The organism is Kribbella sp. NBC_00359, assembly GCF_036097425.1.
GTDB lineage: Bacteria > Actinomycetota > Actinomycetes > Propionibacteriales > Kribbellaceae > Kribbella.
In genome coordinates, this window is record NZ_CP107975.1 from 1,801,201 (window position 1) to 1,817,606 (window position 16,406).

The 16,406-nt window shown below is 69.6% G+C and carries 18 protein-coding genes; 7 read left to right on the plus strand and 11 right to left on the minus strand.

Annotated features, from left to right (window positions below; all coding sequences use genetic code 11):
• Window positions 1–663, minus strand: a complete 663-nt coding sequence (locus OG876_RS08725) for a hypothetical protein (RefSeq protein ID WP_328524280.1) — start codon at window positions 661–663, stop codon at window positions 1–3.
• Window positions 664–871: 208 nt separating this feature from the next.
• Here OG876_RS08725 and OG876_RS08730 point away from each other — a divergent pair, with 208 nt between their 5' ends.
• Window positions 872–2,983: a thiamine pyrophosphate-dependent enzyme gene (locus OG876_RS08730; RefSeq protein ID WP_328524281.1), complete on the plus strand. Its 2,112-nt coding sequence runs from the start codon at window positions 872–874 to the stop codon at window positions 2,981–2,983.
• Here the strand turns inward: OG876_RS08730 and OG876_RS08735 are convergent.
• Entirely contained in the window at window positions 2,976–3,455 is a 480-nt protein-coding gene (locus tag OG876_RS08735) for a J-domain-containing protein (RefSeq protein ID WP_328524282.1), read from the minus strand. The genes OG876_RS08730 and OG876_RS08735 overlap by 8 nt on opposite strands.
• 88 nt (window positions 3,456–3,543) lie before the next feature.
• On the opposite strand from OG876_RS08735, the gene OG876_RS08740 reads away from it, so the two are divergent.
• The 3 genes from OG876_RS08740 to OG876_RS08750 are packed head-to-tail and all read left to right on the plus strand — an operon-like array spanning window position 3,544 to window position 6,859.
• On the plus strand, window positions 3,544–4,125 hold the full coding sequence (locus OG876_RS08740) for a hypothetical protein (protein WP_328524283.1): 582 nt from the start codon (window positions 3,544–3,546) through the stop codon (window positions 4,123–4,125).
• 32 nt (window positions 4,126–4,157) lie between these two features.
• Window positions 4,158–5,702: an aldehyde dehydrogenase family protein gene (locus OG876_RS08745; protein WP_328524284.1), complete on the plus strand. Its 1,545-nt coding sequence runs from the start codon at window positions 4,158–4,160 to the stop codon at window positions 5,700–5,702.
• Complete coding sequence (locus OG876_RS08750; protein ID WP_328524285.1) at window positions 5,702–6,859, plus strand: NAD(P)/FAD-dependent oxidoreductase; 1,158 nt, start codon at window positions 5,702–5,704, stop codon at window positions 6,857–6,859. Before OG876_RS08745 ends, OG876_RS08750 begins: the two co-directional genes overlap by 1 nt.
• A 1-nt stretch (window position 6,860) precedes the next feature.
• Here OG876_RS08750 and OG876_RS08755 read toward each other — a convergent pair whose 3' ends face one another.
• From OG876_RS08755 to OG876_RS08780, 6 genes are all read right to left on the minus strand, one after another.
• A complete protein-coding gene (locus tag OG876_RS08755) occupies window positions 6,861–7,616 on the minus strand; it encodes an SDR family NAD(P)-dependent oxidoreductase (protein WP_328524286.1) in 756 nt (251 codons plus the stop codon).
• Window positions 7,613–8,101 carry an SRPBCC domain-containing protein gene (locus OG876_RS08760; protein ID WP_328524287.1) on the minus strand — a complete coding sequence of 163 codons (489 nt, stop codon included), beginning with the start codon at window positions 8,099–8,101 and terminating at the stop codon, window positions 7,613–7,615. Before OG876_RS08760 ends, OG876_RS08755 begins: the two co-directional genes overlap by 4 nt.
• Window positions 8,098–8,403 (minus strand): ArsR/SmtB family transcription factor, encoded by a 306-nt coding sequence (locus OG876_RS08765; RefSeq protein WP_328526874.1) that lies wholly within the window; start codon window positions 8,401–8,403, stop codon window positions 8,098–8,100. The genes OG876_RS08760 and OG876_RS08765 overlap by 4 nt, the downstream gene beginning before the upstream one ends.
• A 90-nt stretch (window positions 8,404–8,493) precedes the next feature.
• Window positions 8,494–9,150: a hypothetical protein gene (locus OG876_RS08770; protein WP_328524288.1), complete on the minus strand. Its 657-nt coding sequence runs from the start codon at window positions 9,148–9,150 to the stop codon at window positions 8,494–8,496.
• 200 nt (window positions 9,151–9,350) lie between these two features.
• Entirely contained in the window at window positions 9,351–10,706 is a 1,356-nt protein-coding gene (locus tag OG876_RS08775) for an aromatic amino acid lyase (RefSeq protein ID WP_328524289.1), read from the minus strand.
• On the minus strand, window positions 10,706–11,719 hold the full coding sequence (locus OG876_RS08780; RefSeq protein WP_328524290.1) for an ornithine cyclodeaminase family protein: 1,014 nt from the start codon (window positions 11,717–11,719) through the stop codon (window positions 10,706–10,708). Before OG876_RS08780 ends, OG876_RS08775 begins: the two co-directional genes overlap by 1 nt.
• A 158-nt stretch (window positions 11,720–11,877) precedes the next feature.
• On the opposite strand from OG876_RS08780, the gene OG876_RS08785 reads away from it, so the two are divergent.
• The gene (locus OG876_RS08785) at window positions 11,878–12,360 is read left to right on the plus strand and encodes an adenosine-specific kinase (RefSeq protein ID WP_328524291.1); all 483 of its coding nucleotides are present in this window, start codon (window positions 11,878–11,880) and stop codon (window positions 12,358–12,360) included.
• A 6-nt stretch (window positions 12,361–12,366) separates the two neighbouring features.
• On the opposite strand, the gene OG876_RS08790 is transcribed toward OG876_RS08785, so the two are convergent.
• From OG876_RS08790 to OG876_RS08800, 3 genes are all read right to left on the minus strand, one after another.
• On the minus strand, window positions 12,367–12,753 hold the full coding sequence (locus tag OG876_RS08790; protein ID WP_328524292.1) for a pilus assembly protein CpaE: 387 nt from the start codon (window positions 12,751–12,753) through the stop codon (window positions 12,367–12,369).
• A gap of 76 nt (window positions 12,754–12,829) precedes the next feature.
• Window positions 12,830–13,201, minus strand: a complete 372-nt coding sequence (locus OG876_RS08795; RefSeq protein ID WP_328524293.1) for a hypothetical protein — start codon at window positions 13,199–13,201, stop codon at window positions 12,830–12,832.
• 24 nt (window positions 13,202–13,225) lie between these two features.
• Window positions 13,226–13,930, minus strand: a complete 705-nt coding sequence (locus tag OG876_RS08800) for a M15 family metallopeptidase (protein WP_328524294.1) — start codon at window positions 13,928–13,930, stop codon at window positions 13,226–13,228.
• A gap of 180 nt (window positions 13,931–14,110) precedes the next feature.
• Between OG876_RS08800 and OG876_RS08805 the strand changes: the two genes are divergently transcribed.
• Both OG876_RS08805 and OG876_RS08810 read left to right on the plus strand, forming a co-directional pair.
• On the plus strand, window positions 14,111–15,469 hold the full coding sequence (locus tag OG876_RS08805; protein ID WP_328524295.1) for a sensor histidine kinase: 1,359 nt from the start codon (window positions 14,111–14,113) through the stop codon (window positions 15,467–15,469).
• Window positions 15,448–16,215, plus strand: coding sequence for a response regulator transcription factor (locus OG876_RS08810; protein ID WP_328524296.1), 768 nt, complete (start codon window positions 15,448–15,450; stop codon window positions 16,213–16,215). The genes OG876_RS08805 and OG876_RS08810 overlap by 22 nt, the downstream gene beginning before the upstream one ends.
• Window positions 16,216–16,406 lie beyond the last annotated feature (191 nt).

A 16,406-nucleotide genomic window follows, 5' to 3' on the forward strand; every position in this document is an offset into this window, starting at 1 on the left:
TCAGAGGGGTGTGGGGCCGTCTCCCGGCGTCGGCAGCAGGTAGCTGCTCGGGTTGGCGGGGGCGCCGGCGTCGAGCCAGCGGTGGAAGCCGTCGGGGTTGCGGCGCTCGAATTCGTCCAGGCAGATCCGGCGTACTTCGGCGACCGCCTGCCGATCCCGTGGTCCCGCGCCCTGGGCGAGCTGGGTGGCCGTCTCGGTCCAGACCCCGCAGAGCTCCTCGATGCTGAGCGGGCACTTCAGCGACGCGATCAGCGCCTCGTCCTCGAAGAACTGGGTCTCACTCATCCGCGCGAGCTTCCGCTGCTGCCGTGACCGCCGCGGCCGCCGCTCCGGTACGACGAGGTCGATCAGCACGAACACCGCCGCGAGGACCAGCGCCGCCGCCAGCCCGAGCGCACCCCAGGCCAGCAACCGCACGAGCCCCGGCAGGCACAGCACGGCGGCCGCTGCCGCGGCCGCGACCGTCACCGGTGATTGGTACGGCGCTTCGTCGTTCACGTGCCGGATCACCGCGGCGAGCGGCCACACCAGCGCGAACACCACGACCAGCAGGATCGACGCAGCGAGCGGACCCAGCAGCAGAACGCCGGCCAGCACCCCGGTGGTCCCCACCCCCAGACCAGCCGCGATCGCCATCCGCCGCACGACCGGGGAAAGACGCATCACCACTACTCACTCACCGCCGACACGAACACCTCACAGACACCCGCTACCCCGGAGAACGAACCACCCCCCGTCACGGTTCCCGGAGACCGCCCCACCAATCCACTCCTCATGGACCCGGGCTGGGTCGACCATGGGTGCTCAGTCCGTGGGCCAAGCTGTGGTCCGGGCGTTCTTCGCCGATCATGGAACTGATGAGGAGCTTGGAGTGGTGCGCGTGAACGCGGTCGACGAGCGGTTCGCCGAGCGGGTGCGTGGGCTCATGCCGGCCCCGTGGGATCAGCCCACCGAGCTGCTGCGGAGCCTGTACGACGCTCAGCTCGGGAGTCGTCATGCCGACCTGGCGGCGCGCTGGATGCAGTCGCAGGGCAGCGGGTTCTACACGATCGGCTCGGCCGGCCACGAGGGGAACGCGGCCGTCGCCGCCGCTCTCCGACCGACGGATCCGGCGCTCCTGCACTACCGGTCCGGCGCCTTCTACCTCACCCGCGCCGACCAGTGCGGCTCGAAGGAGGGCCTCCGCGACATCCTCCTCGGCGTCGCGGCGGCGACCACGGAGCCGATCGCCGGCGGCCGGCACAAGGTGTTCGGGCGGCACGACCTGGCGATCATCCCGCAGACGTCGACGATCGCGTCCCACCTGCCGCGGGCGATGGGCGTCGCGTTCTCGCTGAACCGGTCGGGGAAGCTCGGCGTACCGTCGCCGTGGCCGGCCGACGCGATCGTGGTGACCAGCTTCGGCGATGCCTCCGCGAACCACTCGACCGCGACCGGCGCGATCAACGCCGCCCTGCACGCGTCGTACCAGGGGCTGCCGATGCCGCTGCTGCTGGTCTGTGAGGACAACGGCATCGGCATCAGCGTGCGCACTCCGGACGGCTGGATCAGGCAGGCGTACGGGCAGCGACCCGGCCTGCGGTACTTCGACGCCGACGGCACGGATCTCGCGGCAACGCTGACCATCGCGACGGAGGCGGCCACCTTCGTCCGGCGCAACCGGCGACCGGCCTTCCTGCGGCTGCGCACGGTCCGCCTGCTCGGCCACGCCGGCTCCGACGTGGAAGCGGCGTACCGGAGTCCCGCCGAGCTGGCTGCGGACGAGGAGCTCGACCCACTCCTCGGTACGGCGCGCCTGCTCCTCGGCACCGGGCTGACGGCGGACGACATCATCGAGATTTACGAGGACAAGCGGTCCGAGGCGATGCGGATCGCGGCCGAGGTCGCGGGCCTGCCACAGCTGTCGTCGGCCGAGGCCGTCGCCGCGCCGCTGCGCTTCCCCGACCCGGAAGCCGTCGCGACCACGCTGCCCCAGCGGTCGAAGCCGGCGGAGCGGCTGACCCTCAGCCAGTCGATCAACCAAGCCCTGAGCGACGTACTCGCGTCCTACCCGGAGGCGATGGTCTTCGGCGAGGATGTCGGCCGCAAGGGCGGGGTGTACGGCGTCACGCGCGGGCTGCAGAAGTCATTTGGCCCGGCCCGGGTGTTCGACACCTTGCTGGACGAGCAGTCCATTCTCGGCCTGGGGTTGGGCGCGGGCGTCTCTGGACTGCTGCCGATCCCGGAGATCCAGTACCTGGCTTACCTGCACAACGCCGAGGACCAACTCCGTGGCGAGGCGGCGTCGCTGAAGTTCTTCTCCCAGGAGCAGTACGCGAACCCGATGGTCCTGCGGGTCGCCGGCTACGGCTACCAGAAGGGCTTCGGCGGCCACTTCCACAACGACGACGCGATCGGCGTCCTCCGCGACATCCCCGGGATCGTGATCGCGTCACCGTCGCGGCCGGACGACGCGGCCGCGATGCTGCACGCGTGCGCGGCGGCCGCGCGATCGTCGGGCACGGTCAGCGTGTTCCTCGAACCGATCGCGCTCTACCACCGGCGCGATCTGTACGACGACGGGGACGACCAGTGGGTGGCGTCGTACCCGAGTGAGCCGGTGCCGATCGGGCGCGGCCGGACGTACGGCGACGGGACGGAACTGACCGTCGTGACGTTCGGCAACGGCGTGCCGATGAGTCTGCGGGTGGCGGCCCGGGTGCCGGGCATCCGGGTCCTCGACCTGCGCTGGCTGGCGCCGCTGCCGGTGGACGATCTGTTGCGCGAGGCAACTACAACCGGCCGGGTGCTGGTCGTCGACGAGACCCGGCGGTCCGGCGGTGTCTCCGAAGGCGTCCTGGCCACCCTGATCGACCACGGCTACACCGGCCGGCTGGCCCGGGTAACGAGCCACGACTCCTATGTCCCGCTGGGCGCGGCAGCCCACCACGTCCTGCTCAGCGAACAGACCGTCGAGACCGCGGCCCGCGAACTGCTCAGCTGAACAGCCGCTGCCAGAACGACTTCTTGGCCGGCCGCTCGGCCTCGGCGACCGACTGTGGGCGGGCCGGCTCCGGGCGCTCGGCCCTCCACTGCGCCAGGACCGCCTCCTCGTCGACCGTGCCGGCCGGAACGACCGGGCCGGTGGTGTCGCGGATGCTGACCAGGATGCGCTTGTTCAGATCCGCGAGGTAGTCCCGCACCTCTGACTCGCGCCGCATCCGCGCGACGGTCTCCTGCACCTTCTGCTTCTCCTTGCGGAGCAGCACCGCCGGCGGCAGCAGCGCGTCGGCCTCGATCTGCTCGCGGCGGATGAAGTCCTTCACCCACCAGTCCGGGTCGTGCGGGGCGGCCAACTTGGTCAGCGGCTTACCCGCCAACGACAGGTTGTCGAACTCGCCCGCATTCGCGGCCTGCTGGACCTGGGCCCGGACCCAATCCTGGGTACTCATGCCCGGTGGCTTGCGCTCGGTCATACCCACACCCCATCTGTCCTCATCGACAGTTGCTTCGCGCGGCTCAGTTTATCGGCTTGTGAATGCAATCACAAGACATACTGGGGAGGTGGACCTGACCGACGAAGAGATCGCGGCGATGACGCCGGCCGAGCGACGGGACCTGATCCTGCGGCTGGCGCCCCGCCCGCCCGGGATGCCGTCGCGGCGCGCGTTCGACCGGATCCGCAAGTTCCGGACCGCGCTGATGCTGGTCTGCGTGGCCGCCCTGATCCCGTGGACCGTCTACCTGGCGATCACTTTGCCCAGCCACTACGTCGCCCGGAACTGGGTCGCGACCTGGGTCGGGTTCGACATCCTGCTGGTCGCCATGCTGACCCTGACCGCCCTCGCGGGCTGGAAGCGCAAGCAGTTCGTCTTCCCGGCCGCGTTCGCCTCCGGAGTGCTGCTGATCTGCGACGCCTGGTTCGACGTGATGACGAGTCAGCGCGGCGGCGACCTCACCCAGGCGCTGCTGAGTGCTTGCCTGGTCGAGGTCCCGCTCGCCTTCCTCCTGATCGCCGGACCGCTCCGCCTGCTCCGGTACGTCGCTGTCCGCCACGGCATGATCCACCCGAAGTCCGGCCTCTGGCGGATGCCCATCCCGATCCCGGATCTCTACCCCGACCGCAAGGTGCCGCCCCGCGCATAAGGTGGAAGCTCCTACCAGGAAGGGGATGCCGCATGGCCGTCGAGGTGCTGTCCGTTGTCGGTGGCGAGCGAGTGGCGGAAGCGGTACGGCGTACTCCGTCGACCAACCCGGCTCAGCTCAGCGATGTCGTGGGGACGGTCGGCAGTGCGGGGCCTGAGGTGTTCGTGCGCGCGGCCGAAGCGGCCCGGGCGGCCCAGGGTGCATGGGCTGCGACGCCGGCGCCACAGCGTGGGCAGGTGATCGCGGCGGTCGGCCGGCTGATGACCGCGAACAAGGAGCGGCTCGCGGCACTCGTCACGCGGGAGATCGGGAAGCCGATCGCGGAGGCGCGCGGCGAGGTCCAGGAGATCATCGACACCTGCGACTTCTTCATCGGCGAGGGCCGCCGGCTGTACGGGCAAACGGTCCCGTCCGAGATGCCCGACAAGCAGCTGTTCACGTTCCGCCGCCCGGTCGGCACGGTCGCGGTGATCACGGCCGGCAACTTCCCCGTCGCCGTACCGTCCTGGTACATCGTCCCCGCGCTGCTCTGCGGCAACACGGTCGTCTGGAAACCGGCGGAGTACTCCGCGGTGGTCTCCGACGCGTTCTACGAGATCTTCGCGCACTCCGGCGTACCCGCGGGCGTCTTCAACGTCGTGTACGCCGACGGGCCGGACACGTTCACCGGACTCGAGCAGGCCTTGCAGGCCGGGTTGATCAACAAGGTCGGCTTCACCGGGTCGAGCGCGATCGGCAGCCGGATCGGCGAGCTCTGCGGCCGGCACCTGCAGACCCCCTGCCTGGAGCTCGGCGGCAAGAACCCGATGGTGATCACCGAGGACGCCGACCTCGACCTGGCCGTCGAGGGCGCCCTGTTCTCCGGCTTCGGTACGGCGGGTCAGCGGTGCACCTCACTCGGTACGGCGATCGTCCACCGGTCGGTGCACGACGAGTTCCTCGACCGGTTCGGCCGGGCGGTCGCGAGTGCGGCGATGGGCGATCCGACGCAGGACGTGCTGTTCGGTCCGTTGCTGGACGAGAAGTTCGCGGCCGGGTTCGAGAAGTCGCTGGGCTGGATCGCGGCCCACCACCGGGTGATCGGCGCGACCGGACGGGTCACCGCGGACCACCCGCGGGCCGGTTTCGTCGGCGATCCGTCGGCCGGGTTGTTCTATCACCCGGTGATCGTGGCCGGCGTGCGGCCGGACGACGAGTTGTTCATGAACGAGACCTTCGGTCCCGTCGTCGGGGTCGCGACGTACACGACGCTCGACGAGGCGATTGCCCTTGGCAACAAGTCTGGGTACGGCCTGTCCAGCTCGATCTACACCACCGACCCGAACAAGGCGTTCCGGTTCGCGCAGGGGATCTCGGCCGGGATGGTGAGTGTGAACAACTCGACCTCCGGCGCCGAGGCGCACCTGCCGTTCGGCGGCAACGGCAAGTCGGGCAACGGTTCCCGGCAGAGCGGGATCTGGGTGCTCGACCAGTTCACCCGCTGGCAGTCGATGAACTGGGACTACTCCGGCAAGCTGCAGAAGGCGCAGATGGACGTCGAGACCGTCGAGGCCGACCTGACCTACCAATTGCCGTGATGGCGGCCGACCTCCCGACCACCGCCGACGTGGTGATCGTCGGCGGTGGCGTGATGGGCACGAGCATCGCGTTCCACCTCGCCGAAGCCGGCGTGGCGAACGTGCTACTGCTGGAACGCAACGAGCTCGGCTCGGGCTCGACCTCGAAGGCGGCCGGCGGAGTGCGGGCCAACTTCTCCGACGAGCTGAACATCGCGCTGGGCGCGCGCAGTCTGGAGGCGTTCGCGCGGTTCGGCGAACGGCCCGGCCAGGAGATCGACCTGCAGCGTGTCGGCTACCTGTTCCTGCTCGAGACGGCCGACCAGCTCGAACTGTTCCGCGAGAGCACCCGTCTGCAGAACGCGGCCGGCCAGCCGACCCGGATGATCGACGTCGACGAAGCGGTCGGCCTCGCCCCGATCCTCGCGCCGGACGGCCTGGCCGGCGCCTGCTTCTCCCCGGCGGACGGGCACTGTACGCCGGAGTCCGTCGTCCTGGGCTACGCGACCGCGGCCCGCCGGCTCGGCGCCACCTTGGTCACCGGGTGCGAGGTCCTCGGCATCGATGCCCTCGGCGACCACATCACCGCGGTCCGGACCAGCCGTGGCGACGTACGCACCGGCACGGTCATCTGCGCGGCCGGCGCCTGGTCGGCGCCGCTTGCCGAGTTGGTCGGGGTCGAGTTACCGGTCACGCCGTTGCGGCGGCAGATCGTCGTCACCGAGGCAATCCCGGACCTTCCGGCCCGCCTCCCGATGACGATCGACTTCAGCAGCACGTTCTACTTCCACCGCGAGGGTCCCGGCCTGCTGGTCGGGATGTCGGACCCCGACGAGCAACCCGGCTTCCACCTGAACCGGACCGACACCTGGCTCCCCCGGCTGACCGAGGCGATGACCAGGCGCGCACCCTCGTTGCTCGACGTCGGCCTGACCGGCGGCTGGGCCGGCCTCTACGAGGTGACTCCGGATCACAACGCGCTCATCGGCGAAGCTGATGGGGTGTCCAGATTCCTTTATGCCACAGGGTTTTCCGGCCACGGCTTCCTGCAGGGACCGGCCGTCGGCGAGATCATCCGCGACCTCTACCTCGGCCACGAGCCGTTCGTCGACATCAGCCCACTCGACGCCCGCCGCTTCCAGTACGACGGCCCTCGCGCCGAGTGGAACGTGGTCTGACTCAGTCGACGACCGCACCGGCCGTGAGGTTGAGGGCTGTGCCGGTCATCGATCCGGCCAGGTCGGAGGCGGCGAAGGCGGCCAGTGCGCCGACATCGGCGAGCGTTGCGGCCCGCTGGAGCATCGTGCGTGCGGCCGCGTCCTTGGCCAGGCTCTGTTTGACCTTCTCGCCGTAGCTGTCCGGAATCGCCTCGGGGATGCCACCGGTCTGCAGCGTGAGCACCCGGATGCCGTGTGGGCCTAGCTCGCAGGCGAGACTGCGGCGGAGCGCTTCGACCGCGCCGAAGCCGACCTGGAACGCGCCGAGGTTCGCGGTCGGAGGGCCGTACCCGCCGAAGGTCAGGATGACGCCCGAGCCGCGCTCGGTCATGTGCCGGGCGGCCGCGCGCGAGGTGAGGTAGAAGGTGCGGACCATCGTCGACACCGGCAACTCGACATCCGCGAGGGACATCTCGATCAGCGGCGTGCCGAAGAACTGCCGGTGGCCGATCAGGTTGAAGGAGATGTCGATGCCGCCGGCCGCGGCCGCCACCGCGTCGGCGTACTCGTCCACCGACCGCTCGTCGAGCGCGTCGACGACTCCGGTCTCCGCGGTGCCGCCCGCGCCGCGGATCTCGTCCGCGACCAGGTCGAGCTTGTCCGCCGTACGCCCGGCGAGATACACCGTCGCGCCCTCGGCTGCGAACGCCTTGGCGACCGCGGCGCCGATCGGGCCGGCCGCGCCGTACACGACCGCGTTCTTTCCGGTGAGCATCATGAGTGGCCCTCCTTGGCCAGTTCGGTGACGAGGTCGTCGAGTTGTTGCATCGACGCCCGGATGCCGCGTTCCATGCCGCCGGCGACGTACAGGTCGCGGTCCTCGACGGCGAAGAACACGGTGTTCTGCCGCAGCGTGGTGATGCCGTCGGCCTCGTCGAAGGTGATCAGATTCAGATAGACGGTCCCGGGCTGCTGGTCGAACTCGTACGTCTGCACGATCCGCTCCGGTGTGGGCGTCCCGTGGTACAGCCCGTGGAAGACATACCCCTTGCCGTCGGCGTCGTAGTGCGTCCAGCGCCACCTACCGCCGTGCTGCGGATCCAGTTGGTTCACGATCAGCTCGAGTCCGGCCGGGCCGAGCCAGCGCGCCACCAGGTCCGGCTCGGTGTACGCGCGGAACAGCAGCTCTCGCGGTGCTCTGAAGTCCCTGGTGACGATGACCTGCGGTACGCCGGGCTCCGCGATCACCTGCATCTCGCTCATGACTCGTCCTTCAGTTCGTCGAGCAGTCCGTCCAGACGGTCGAAGCTCTCCGCCCAGTAGGCGCGATAGTCCATCAGCCAGCCGACGGCCTCCCGCAGCGGTTCGGCCTCGAGATGGCTCAGCCGGGCGGTCGCGCGCTGCGTGCGGCTGATCAGGCCGGCCTGCTCGAGCACCTTGAGGTGCTTGGAGACGGCCGGCTGCGACATCGTGAACGGCTTGGCGAGTTCGGCGACGGTCGCGTCACCGTCGCGGAGCTGTCGCAGGATCGCCCGCCGGGTGGGGTCCGCCAGTGCCGCGAACACCCCACTCAACTGATCATAACCATCTGGTTTTGAAACCATATGGTTAACAATGCGGCAAGAGCTCCACTCTGTCAACCGGAACGACGGGACTCAGGGACCGTTGCGGGGATCGTCGGCCGGGTCCCGGGGCCAGTTGTCCGGGTCGCACCACTCCGGGTCCCAGCCCTGCTGGACGCAGTACTGCCGCAAGATCTCTTCCCGCGTCGGCGGCGTGCTCGTGCTCGTGCGCGGCTTGGGGGTCTTCTTCGCCGTGGTCGTCCTGGTCGGCGTCGGGTCCGGCTGCTCTTCGGTGCGGCGCTCGGTGGTCTTGGTCCTGGTCGGCTGCTGGGTCGGTCGCTGCGTGGGCTTCTGGGTCGGCGTCACCGTCGTCCTCGGCACCAGTGGCGGCGTGGTGGTCTGCGGTACGACGGGCGACGGGCTCGCGGAGGGTGTCGGCGTACTGTCGTCGACGACTTGGACGGCCTGCGGGTCACCGGAGTCGCCGCCGAACAGGCCGAGCGCGGACACCGCCCAGATGTTGACTCCGAGGAAGAGGACCAGTGCGCCGGCTCCGGCGTACATCACCCGGCGGGACGGACCGCCGTACCGGCCGATCGGGCCGCGGACCGGTTTGCCCTTGCCGTCGACCCAGAACCGCCAGCCCTCGGGGGCCGGTGCCCAGGACGGATCGGGACGCCAGGTTTTCGGTGGGACCCAACTGCGGCGGGGCGGCGACGGCCAGGTCGGCGGGACCACGAACCGCTTCACGAAACTCCCCCATCTCCGCCTCGGACCCTGGTCAGGCTAGTGGATCGGTCGAACCCTGACTGCCTCCGCCGCGTCAGTTCTTGGTTGAGATTCCACGCGCCCGCACCCAGACCAACGACACAGACCCCACGCAGGCTACTTGCGGCTTGGAAGCGGACGGCGTGTCGCGCTGGCTTTTTCGATCAACCAAGGCCTGTAGGTCAGAGCACCTCGTCCAGCAGTCTGGTGAGGTCTTCGCCGAACGGACGATCCGCTTCGATCGGAGGTACGACGGCATCGACAGCCCGCATGAGGTTGCGGAGGCCGGCCGGGATCGGGCGGTTCGACAGGGCGAACGCCTGGCGGACGGCCAGGAGTTCGCAGGCGGTCGTCTCGCGGGTGAGGCGGATCGCCTCGGCGAGGACGCCGACGGCCTCCCAGGAGAACGACTGGACGTCCTCCTGGCCGTTCGAGGTCTCCGCCGTACTGATTGCCGTGGGCAACGTGAGGCGGCGGAGATAGTGGGTGGTGGCGACGGCTCGCTTGTGGACGGCGACGAGCCCGGCCTGCGGACCGGGCTCGCGGGCCAACTGGGCAGGCAGGCCGGTCACTCGCGGGTCGAGCAAGCGGTGCAGCCGGGCGGTCGAGACCTCGGCGGCGTGGGCGAGTGAAGCGGTCAGGTGATCGCAGTGCGCGGCCAAGTCGATGCCGTGGAACCCGGCCGTCCCAATGAACTCATCGTCCAGGTACGCCGGTGAGTCCGTCACACCGTTGAACGTTCGCTCGACCGCCTCGTCCAAGGCCCGCAGGGACCGCCGGACGTGCGCGATCACGTGACCCGCAACGCGAAACGACACAGGTGCTTGAAGGGCTTGCGGCTCAGCCTCGGGCCCGGCGAGCTCGCGGATCCGGACGAATTCGGCGGCCAGGAGATCGTCACCCCGGCCAGCCGCCGGCTGGTACGGCGCGCGGTTCGCGCCGACCACAGCGATCGCCCCGGCAGCAACCGCACTCAGGTTGTCGGCGAGACGGCGTACCCGCGTGGTGTGGAGAGCAGCTCGTCCGGTGGCGCCGGGGATCCCGGCGAGCAAGGCGATGCCCTCCTTCGGGCCGAGCTCGAACGCGACCGGCCCGGTCACCAACGGGGCGAAGGCGTGGGCGAGGGGGATGATCTCGCCGGCTGAACCTGCTCCTTCGGCGGGGATCTTCGGCACCTGTCCGCTGTTGATGTAGTCGACCAGCTGTCCGATGAGCTCGACCGAGACCCCCGCGTCGCCGGTGAGGAAGGTCTTCAGGCGGCCGATGAGGACGGCCCGGGCTTCGTCGGCCGGGAGCCAGGGCGGGCCGCCGACCGCGCGGCCGAGCAGCAGGTTGCGTTGGTGGATGCGCTGCTCGTGCTCGGACAGCCGGACCTTGCTGAGGTTGCCCATTCCCGTGTTGACGCCGTAGACGGCATCGCCGGTCGAGAGAGCCCTCAGGACGCTGGAGCGGATCGCGGCCAGGCGATCCAGGAGGGGTTGGGCGATCGCGATCGGCTCGGTGGAGGCCGGATCGAGATCCGCGGGTTCGTTGATCATCAGTGGAAGCGCAGCATCGTGCCGACGTCCGCGGTCTCGGCCTTGCGCAGGATCAGGTGGGCGATCGCGACGTCGAGCAGCGACAGGCCGCGGTGCCAGAAAAGGTTGCGCTCGGCATCGTTCTCTCGCCCCTGCTTGCGACCGGCCACGATCTCACCGAGCTCGGCGTACAAGGTCGCCGGCGACAACCGCCCGGTGTCCACGTGCCGCCGCAATGACCCGAATCGGCCCGACTGCGCCTCCCGCCAGTCGTCTACGACAACCTTGTCCATCACGTCCAGCAGATCCAGCTCGACCGCGCTGATCGTCCCGTACGGTACGACGAACGCACCCGGCTTCACCGCAGTCGTCCGCAACAGCGGCTCCGGCTCGGTCAACCGCGTCGCCTCGACCAGTACGTCGGCCCCGTCGAATGCCTCCTCCGCCGTCGCCACCACCCGCACCGGCGTGGACAACTCGGCGGACAGCTCGGCGGCGAACTTCTCTCGCGACTCGGGTCGCTTCGAGGTCACCCGGATCTCGTCCAGGTCGAAGAGGTCGTCGAGCATGGTCACGTTCCACCACGCCGTACCGCGAGCACCCGCGTGGGCGAGGATCTTGCAGTCCCGCCGGGCCAGGTGGCGGGCGCCGACCGTGGTCATCGCGCCGGTCCGGGCCGCGGTGATCATGGTCGCGTCCAGCACCGCGAGCGGTACGCCGGTGGTCGGGTCGAACAGGGTCGCCATCGCCAACTCGCTCGGCAGGCCCTTCTGGTAGTTCGGAACGAAGTCGCCGACCACCTTCACCCCGCTGATGCCGTGCTCGCCGAGCCTGTCGAGGTGACCGCGCAGGACGTTGAAGTGGCCGATGCCGCCGTTGTCCGGCATCAGGTGCACCCGCGGTTCGAAGCTGGTTCGCCCTTCGCCGTGCTCACGCACCGCATCCTCGACCGCGTCCACGATCTCCAGCCGGGTCAGCCCCAGCGAGTCGATCTCCGGCCCACTCAGAAACCGCAACCAGATCCCGTCCGTCACCTTCAAGACGGTACATACGAACAGGAGGTAGTCCACCTACCGCCCACAAGGCGGGACCGCCTGAGCGTGCCGAGGGGATATACGCAGACATGTACGTCCTGTTCGTCTGCACGCTGCTGCTTCTTCCAGGCACAGCTGTCGAGAGGCAACATGGCCGTGTGGACCTGACAGCTGTTCCAGTCACCAAGCCCGACGACCTCAATGTGATCATCGGGCAGTCTCACTTCATCAAGACCGTCGAGGATCTGCACGAGGCCCTGATCGGGGTCAGCCCTCACCTGCGCTTCGGGCTGGCGTTCTGCGAGGCATCCGGGGTGCGGCTGATCCGCCACTCCGGCAACGACCCCGACCTCGTCGACCTCGCGGTCGAGAACGCGCAGGCCATCGCTGCCGGCCACTCATTCATCGTGTTCCTGCGCGAGGGTTATCCAGTCAACGTCCTGTCAGCCGTGCGGCAGGTGCCGGAGCTCTGCGGGATCTTCTGCGCCACCGCCAACACGGTCGAAGTCCTGGTGGCCGAGACCGACCTCGGCCGCGGGATCATCGGTGTGATCGACGGGCAACCGCCACTCGGCGTCGAGAGCGAGTCAGACCAGACCGACCGCAAGCTGCTGCTCCGGCAGATCGGCTACAAGCTGTAGGAACCGTCACGCACCCAGGAGATGGATGACGGCCTTGGCGTAGGCCTGTTCGGCGTCTTCGGCGGTGTGAGTGGAGTCGGTGAGGCCTACCCGAAAGCCGCCGGGGACTGCCTCGAGGGTGTGGAAGTGCTTGCCGAGGAGGGCGCGGAGCTGCTCCTCGCGGGGGAGCCAGATGACCTCGCGCTGCTCGATGCTGTCCAGGGCCCACTCGGTGGTGCCGTTGAAGCCGATCACCTTGCTGCCCTGGTAGTCGTGCACCTCGACGGTCATGTCGCTCACCACGAACACGTCCTCGTCCATGTCCCGGTCCGGTACGACGAAACGATCCCCTGCCGCGGGCGCCCACAGCACCCCGGCCTTGCGCAGTCGCCCGGCCTGCTCGATCGTGATCACCCCTCCATCCTCCCCACGGCACGCAAACCTCGCAGGTCCGCGCGCGCCGCGGGGGTGGTGGTGCGGGGCGCGCGCGTCAGTGGCGGAGGGCGGCCCGGAGCTCCTCGGCGCGGTGGGCGATCCGGTCCCGGCAGTCGTCGGTCAGCGGCAGGTCGACGAGTGCGGACGCCTGCAGCTGACTCAGCCCGAGCCGCACGCGCAGCCCGCTGACCGCGGCCTGCCGGTCGGCAGCGGCGGCCAGGACCGCGGCCACCTCGTCCCGCCGCTCGAACGCGGCCAGCACGCCGTCATAGATGTCCAACTGCGTGTGCGCGGAGCGATCCGGCTCCCGCACAATCGTCTCGCCTGACGTCTCACCGCCACGAATCACCTGTCGCCACAAAGCGGGGACAGCGAGCCGCGCACGCGTGTAGCGCCGGGGCAGCGGTTGGGCGTAGGTCATCGTCATCGTCAGCTCCCGTTGGGTGTCGGATCAGTCGGCCTTGGCCACCGCGTGTGGTTCACGCGGTGGGCACTTCGTGCCGGGCGCGGTGAGCGCCTCGAAGTGCCAGGGTTCGTTGTCGTAGCGGCGGCACACGCCGTACCGCCAGCCGTTTCTGTTCAGCCAGGTCATGGCGGCCGCCGGACCGATGTCCACGGCCTTGCCCAGCACGTGCGCGGAGTACTTCGGCGGCAGCACCCACCGCGTCGCGAGCTTGTACGAGCCGTACTTCTTGATCGCCTCGTTCAGCAGCCGCTGCTGCTTGGCCGCGCTCCGCCGGGCCGAGGTGATCCGGATCGTGACGCCGGCGGCCTTCGCGGCCGCGATCGCCTTCGTCAGCCGCCCCTTCAGCTTCGGAGACAGACCATCGATGCTCTCCTCCCGCGTCGGCTTGTGCACCGTCTTCTTGGGTGGCTTCGGAGTCGTCGGCGTCGCGGATGGGGTGGACGGCGAGTGAGTCGGGCGACGGGTCGGCGTCGTGGTCGCCAGGTTCGTCGCGGGCGGCGCGCCGACTGCCGGTGCGCTCACGCTCGACACCACCGGCTCCTTGTCCGCGGCCAGCCCGAGCATGTCCCCCAGCTGCGCATGCCAGATGAGCAGCGAACCGGTGACCACCCCCACGACGGCCACGCCGATCACGGACAGCAACCGCGTCCGCACCGCACCGGTCGGGCGCGGCGGCAGGTCGTTCCTCATGGGGTACAGCCTTTCGGATCGGGACGGTGAAACGCATCGGTCCCAGGGACTGTCCTCGGGCCCCACCCGTAGCCCCTGAGTATCAATTCGGACGCCGAGCCTCCTCCAAAAGTTGGAGAGCCTGCCCCTCCGGGCAGATGAAGCTTCGGCGAACACCGGCTGACTACGCTGGGCGACGTGATGAGTATCTGGCGCCGGTTGGCGCAGCCGCAGCAGGATCTGCTGCTCGCTGCGCTCATCGGGCTGGTCTGGTTCACGGCGCTGAACCTCATCAACGACAGCGGGCTGCGGCCGCAGAACCCGGCCGTCTCGGTGGTGACCGGCGTCTTCCTGGTCGCCACGGTCGCCTTCGGCCGGCGGGTCCCGCGCACGATGCTGGTGATCGTCTCGGTGCTCTACCCCTTCCTGTACGCCGCGGTCGGCACCGGCCTGGCCGCCCAGGTCGGGATCACGGTCTTCGGCCAGCCCGAGATCAGCGACGCCGCGCTGCAGTCCGAGATCCACCTGGTCCCGCTCCTCGTCGTCGGGTATCTGGCGGCATCGAGCGGCGTACGGCGCTTCACCTGTCTGTTCTTCACCATGGGCAGCCTGGCCGCACTGATGATCGGCCTGCCGACCGTGGTCGCGATCGTCCTCAGCCACGCGAACCGCGCGATCCTGTACGGCGATCGGTACCAGAAACTGCCCAGGGATCTGTCGAGCCTCTACAGCTACATCGACGTGTCGCTGTTCGTCTTCGCCGAGGCGCTGATCTGCGGCATGGTGCTGCTCGGTGCGGACGCCCGGCGGCGGCGGAAGTCGGTCGCCCTGCTGGAGCAGCGGAACGCCGAACTGGTCCGGCTGCGCGCCGTCGAGGCCGAGCGGGCCGCCGTCGCGGAGCGCACCCGGATCGCCCGCGACCTGCACGATGTCATCTCCCACCACGTCAGCGCGGTGGTGATCCGGGCCCAGGCCGCCGACCGGGTGGCCGACCAGCGGCCCGAGGTGCTGCGGGAGGCGATCCGCTGGATCATTGCCAGCGGCAAGGAAGCGCTGACCGCGATGCGGGAGACGGTCCGGGTCCTCAACACCGCCTCGCCGGGCGTCGACGGAGCCTCGCCGGGCTCCGGCGGCGGGACCACTCCGGTCCCGGATCTGTCCGACGTCGCGCGGATGGGCGACCGGCTGAAGGCCGTCGGCATCGACGTGAGCATGAACCTGCCGTCGCGGCAGCGGCAGCTGACCTCGGCCACCGACCTGACCGCGGTCCGGATCATCCAGGAGGCGCTGACCAACGTGATGGTCCACGCCAAGGCGACCGCCGCCCGGGTCACCTGGCAGAGTGGACCGCAGGGCGAGCTGCTGACCATCGACGACAACGGCAGCGGTGGGCCGCCGCCGGTGAACGTGCTGGAGACCGCCCGCCGGAGCGAGAGCGGCCGCGGCAACGGACTGATCGGGATGCGGGAACGGGCGACGGCGGTCGGCGGCACACTGGCCGTCGCGGCCGGCCCCTTGGGTGGATGGAGGGTGCAGGCATGGCTGCCGCCGCAGAACTGAACGAGCCGGAGTCCGGGCAGATCCGGATCCTGGTCGCCGACGACCAGGGCGTGATCCGGATGGGTCTGGCGATGATCCTCGACCACGAACCGGACCTGACCACGGTCGCCCAGGCCGGGGACGGCGAGGAGGCGCTCCGGCTGATCGAGCAGTACGACCCGGACGTGGTCCTGATGGACATCCGGATGCCGGTGATGGACGGGCTGGTCGCAACCGAGCGGATCACGTCCGCCAACAAGGCGGCCGGCCGTTCGCGTCCCGCCGTACTGGTGCTGACGACCTTCGACGACGAGGCGTATGTCCTGAGCGCGGTCCGGGCCGGGGCGTCCGGGTTCCTGCTCAAGGACACCGATCCGGACCTGCTGGTGTCCGCGGTGCGCGCGGTGTACCGGGGCGACTCGCTGGTCGACCCGGCGTCGACCCGGGTGCTGCTGGAGCGCTGCATGGAGCTCGAGCGCCAGGTCGGCGGTACGGCGGAACCCGCGCCGGCGCAACCGGATCCGCGGTGGGTCGGGCTCCTGGGACACCTGAGCGAGCGCGAGCGGGAGATCCTGGTCTGGATGGCCCGCGGCCTGTCGAACCGGGACCTGGCCACCAAGCTGTTCGTCAGCGAGACGACGGTGAAAACCCACGTCAGCAGCGTGCTGTCGAAGCTGGGCCTGTCCAGCCGGGTGCAGGCGGTCGTGGTCGCCTACGAGGCCGGTGTGGTCCGGCCGGGCGAGGCCGACGTCCGCTGGGATTCCTAGCTGAACAGATAGGCAGCCAGGCCGACGACGGCGAGCACGATCACGACGGTCAGGGCCTGGCTGAGGAGCGACGCCTGCCGGCGCCGGGGGAGGAAGTCTCCGGTCATACCTTCAAGAGTGCTTCGCGAACCGCCGCCGACCATCGGCCATCAGAATGGTTCTGTCCTACTACCAGGGGATGAGATGGTTGC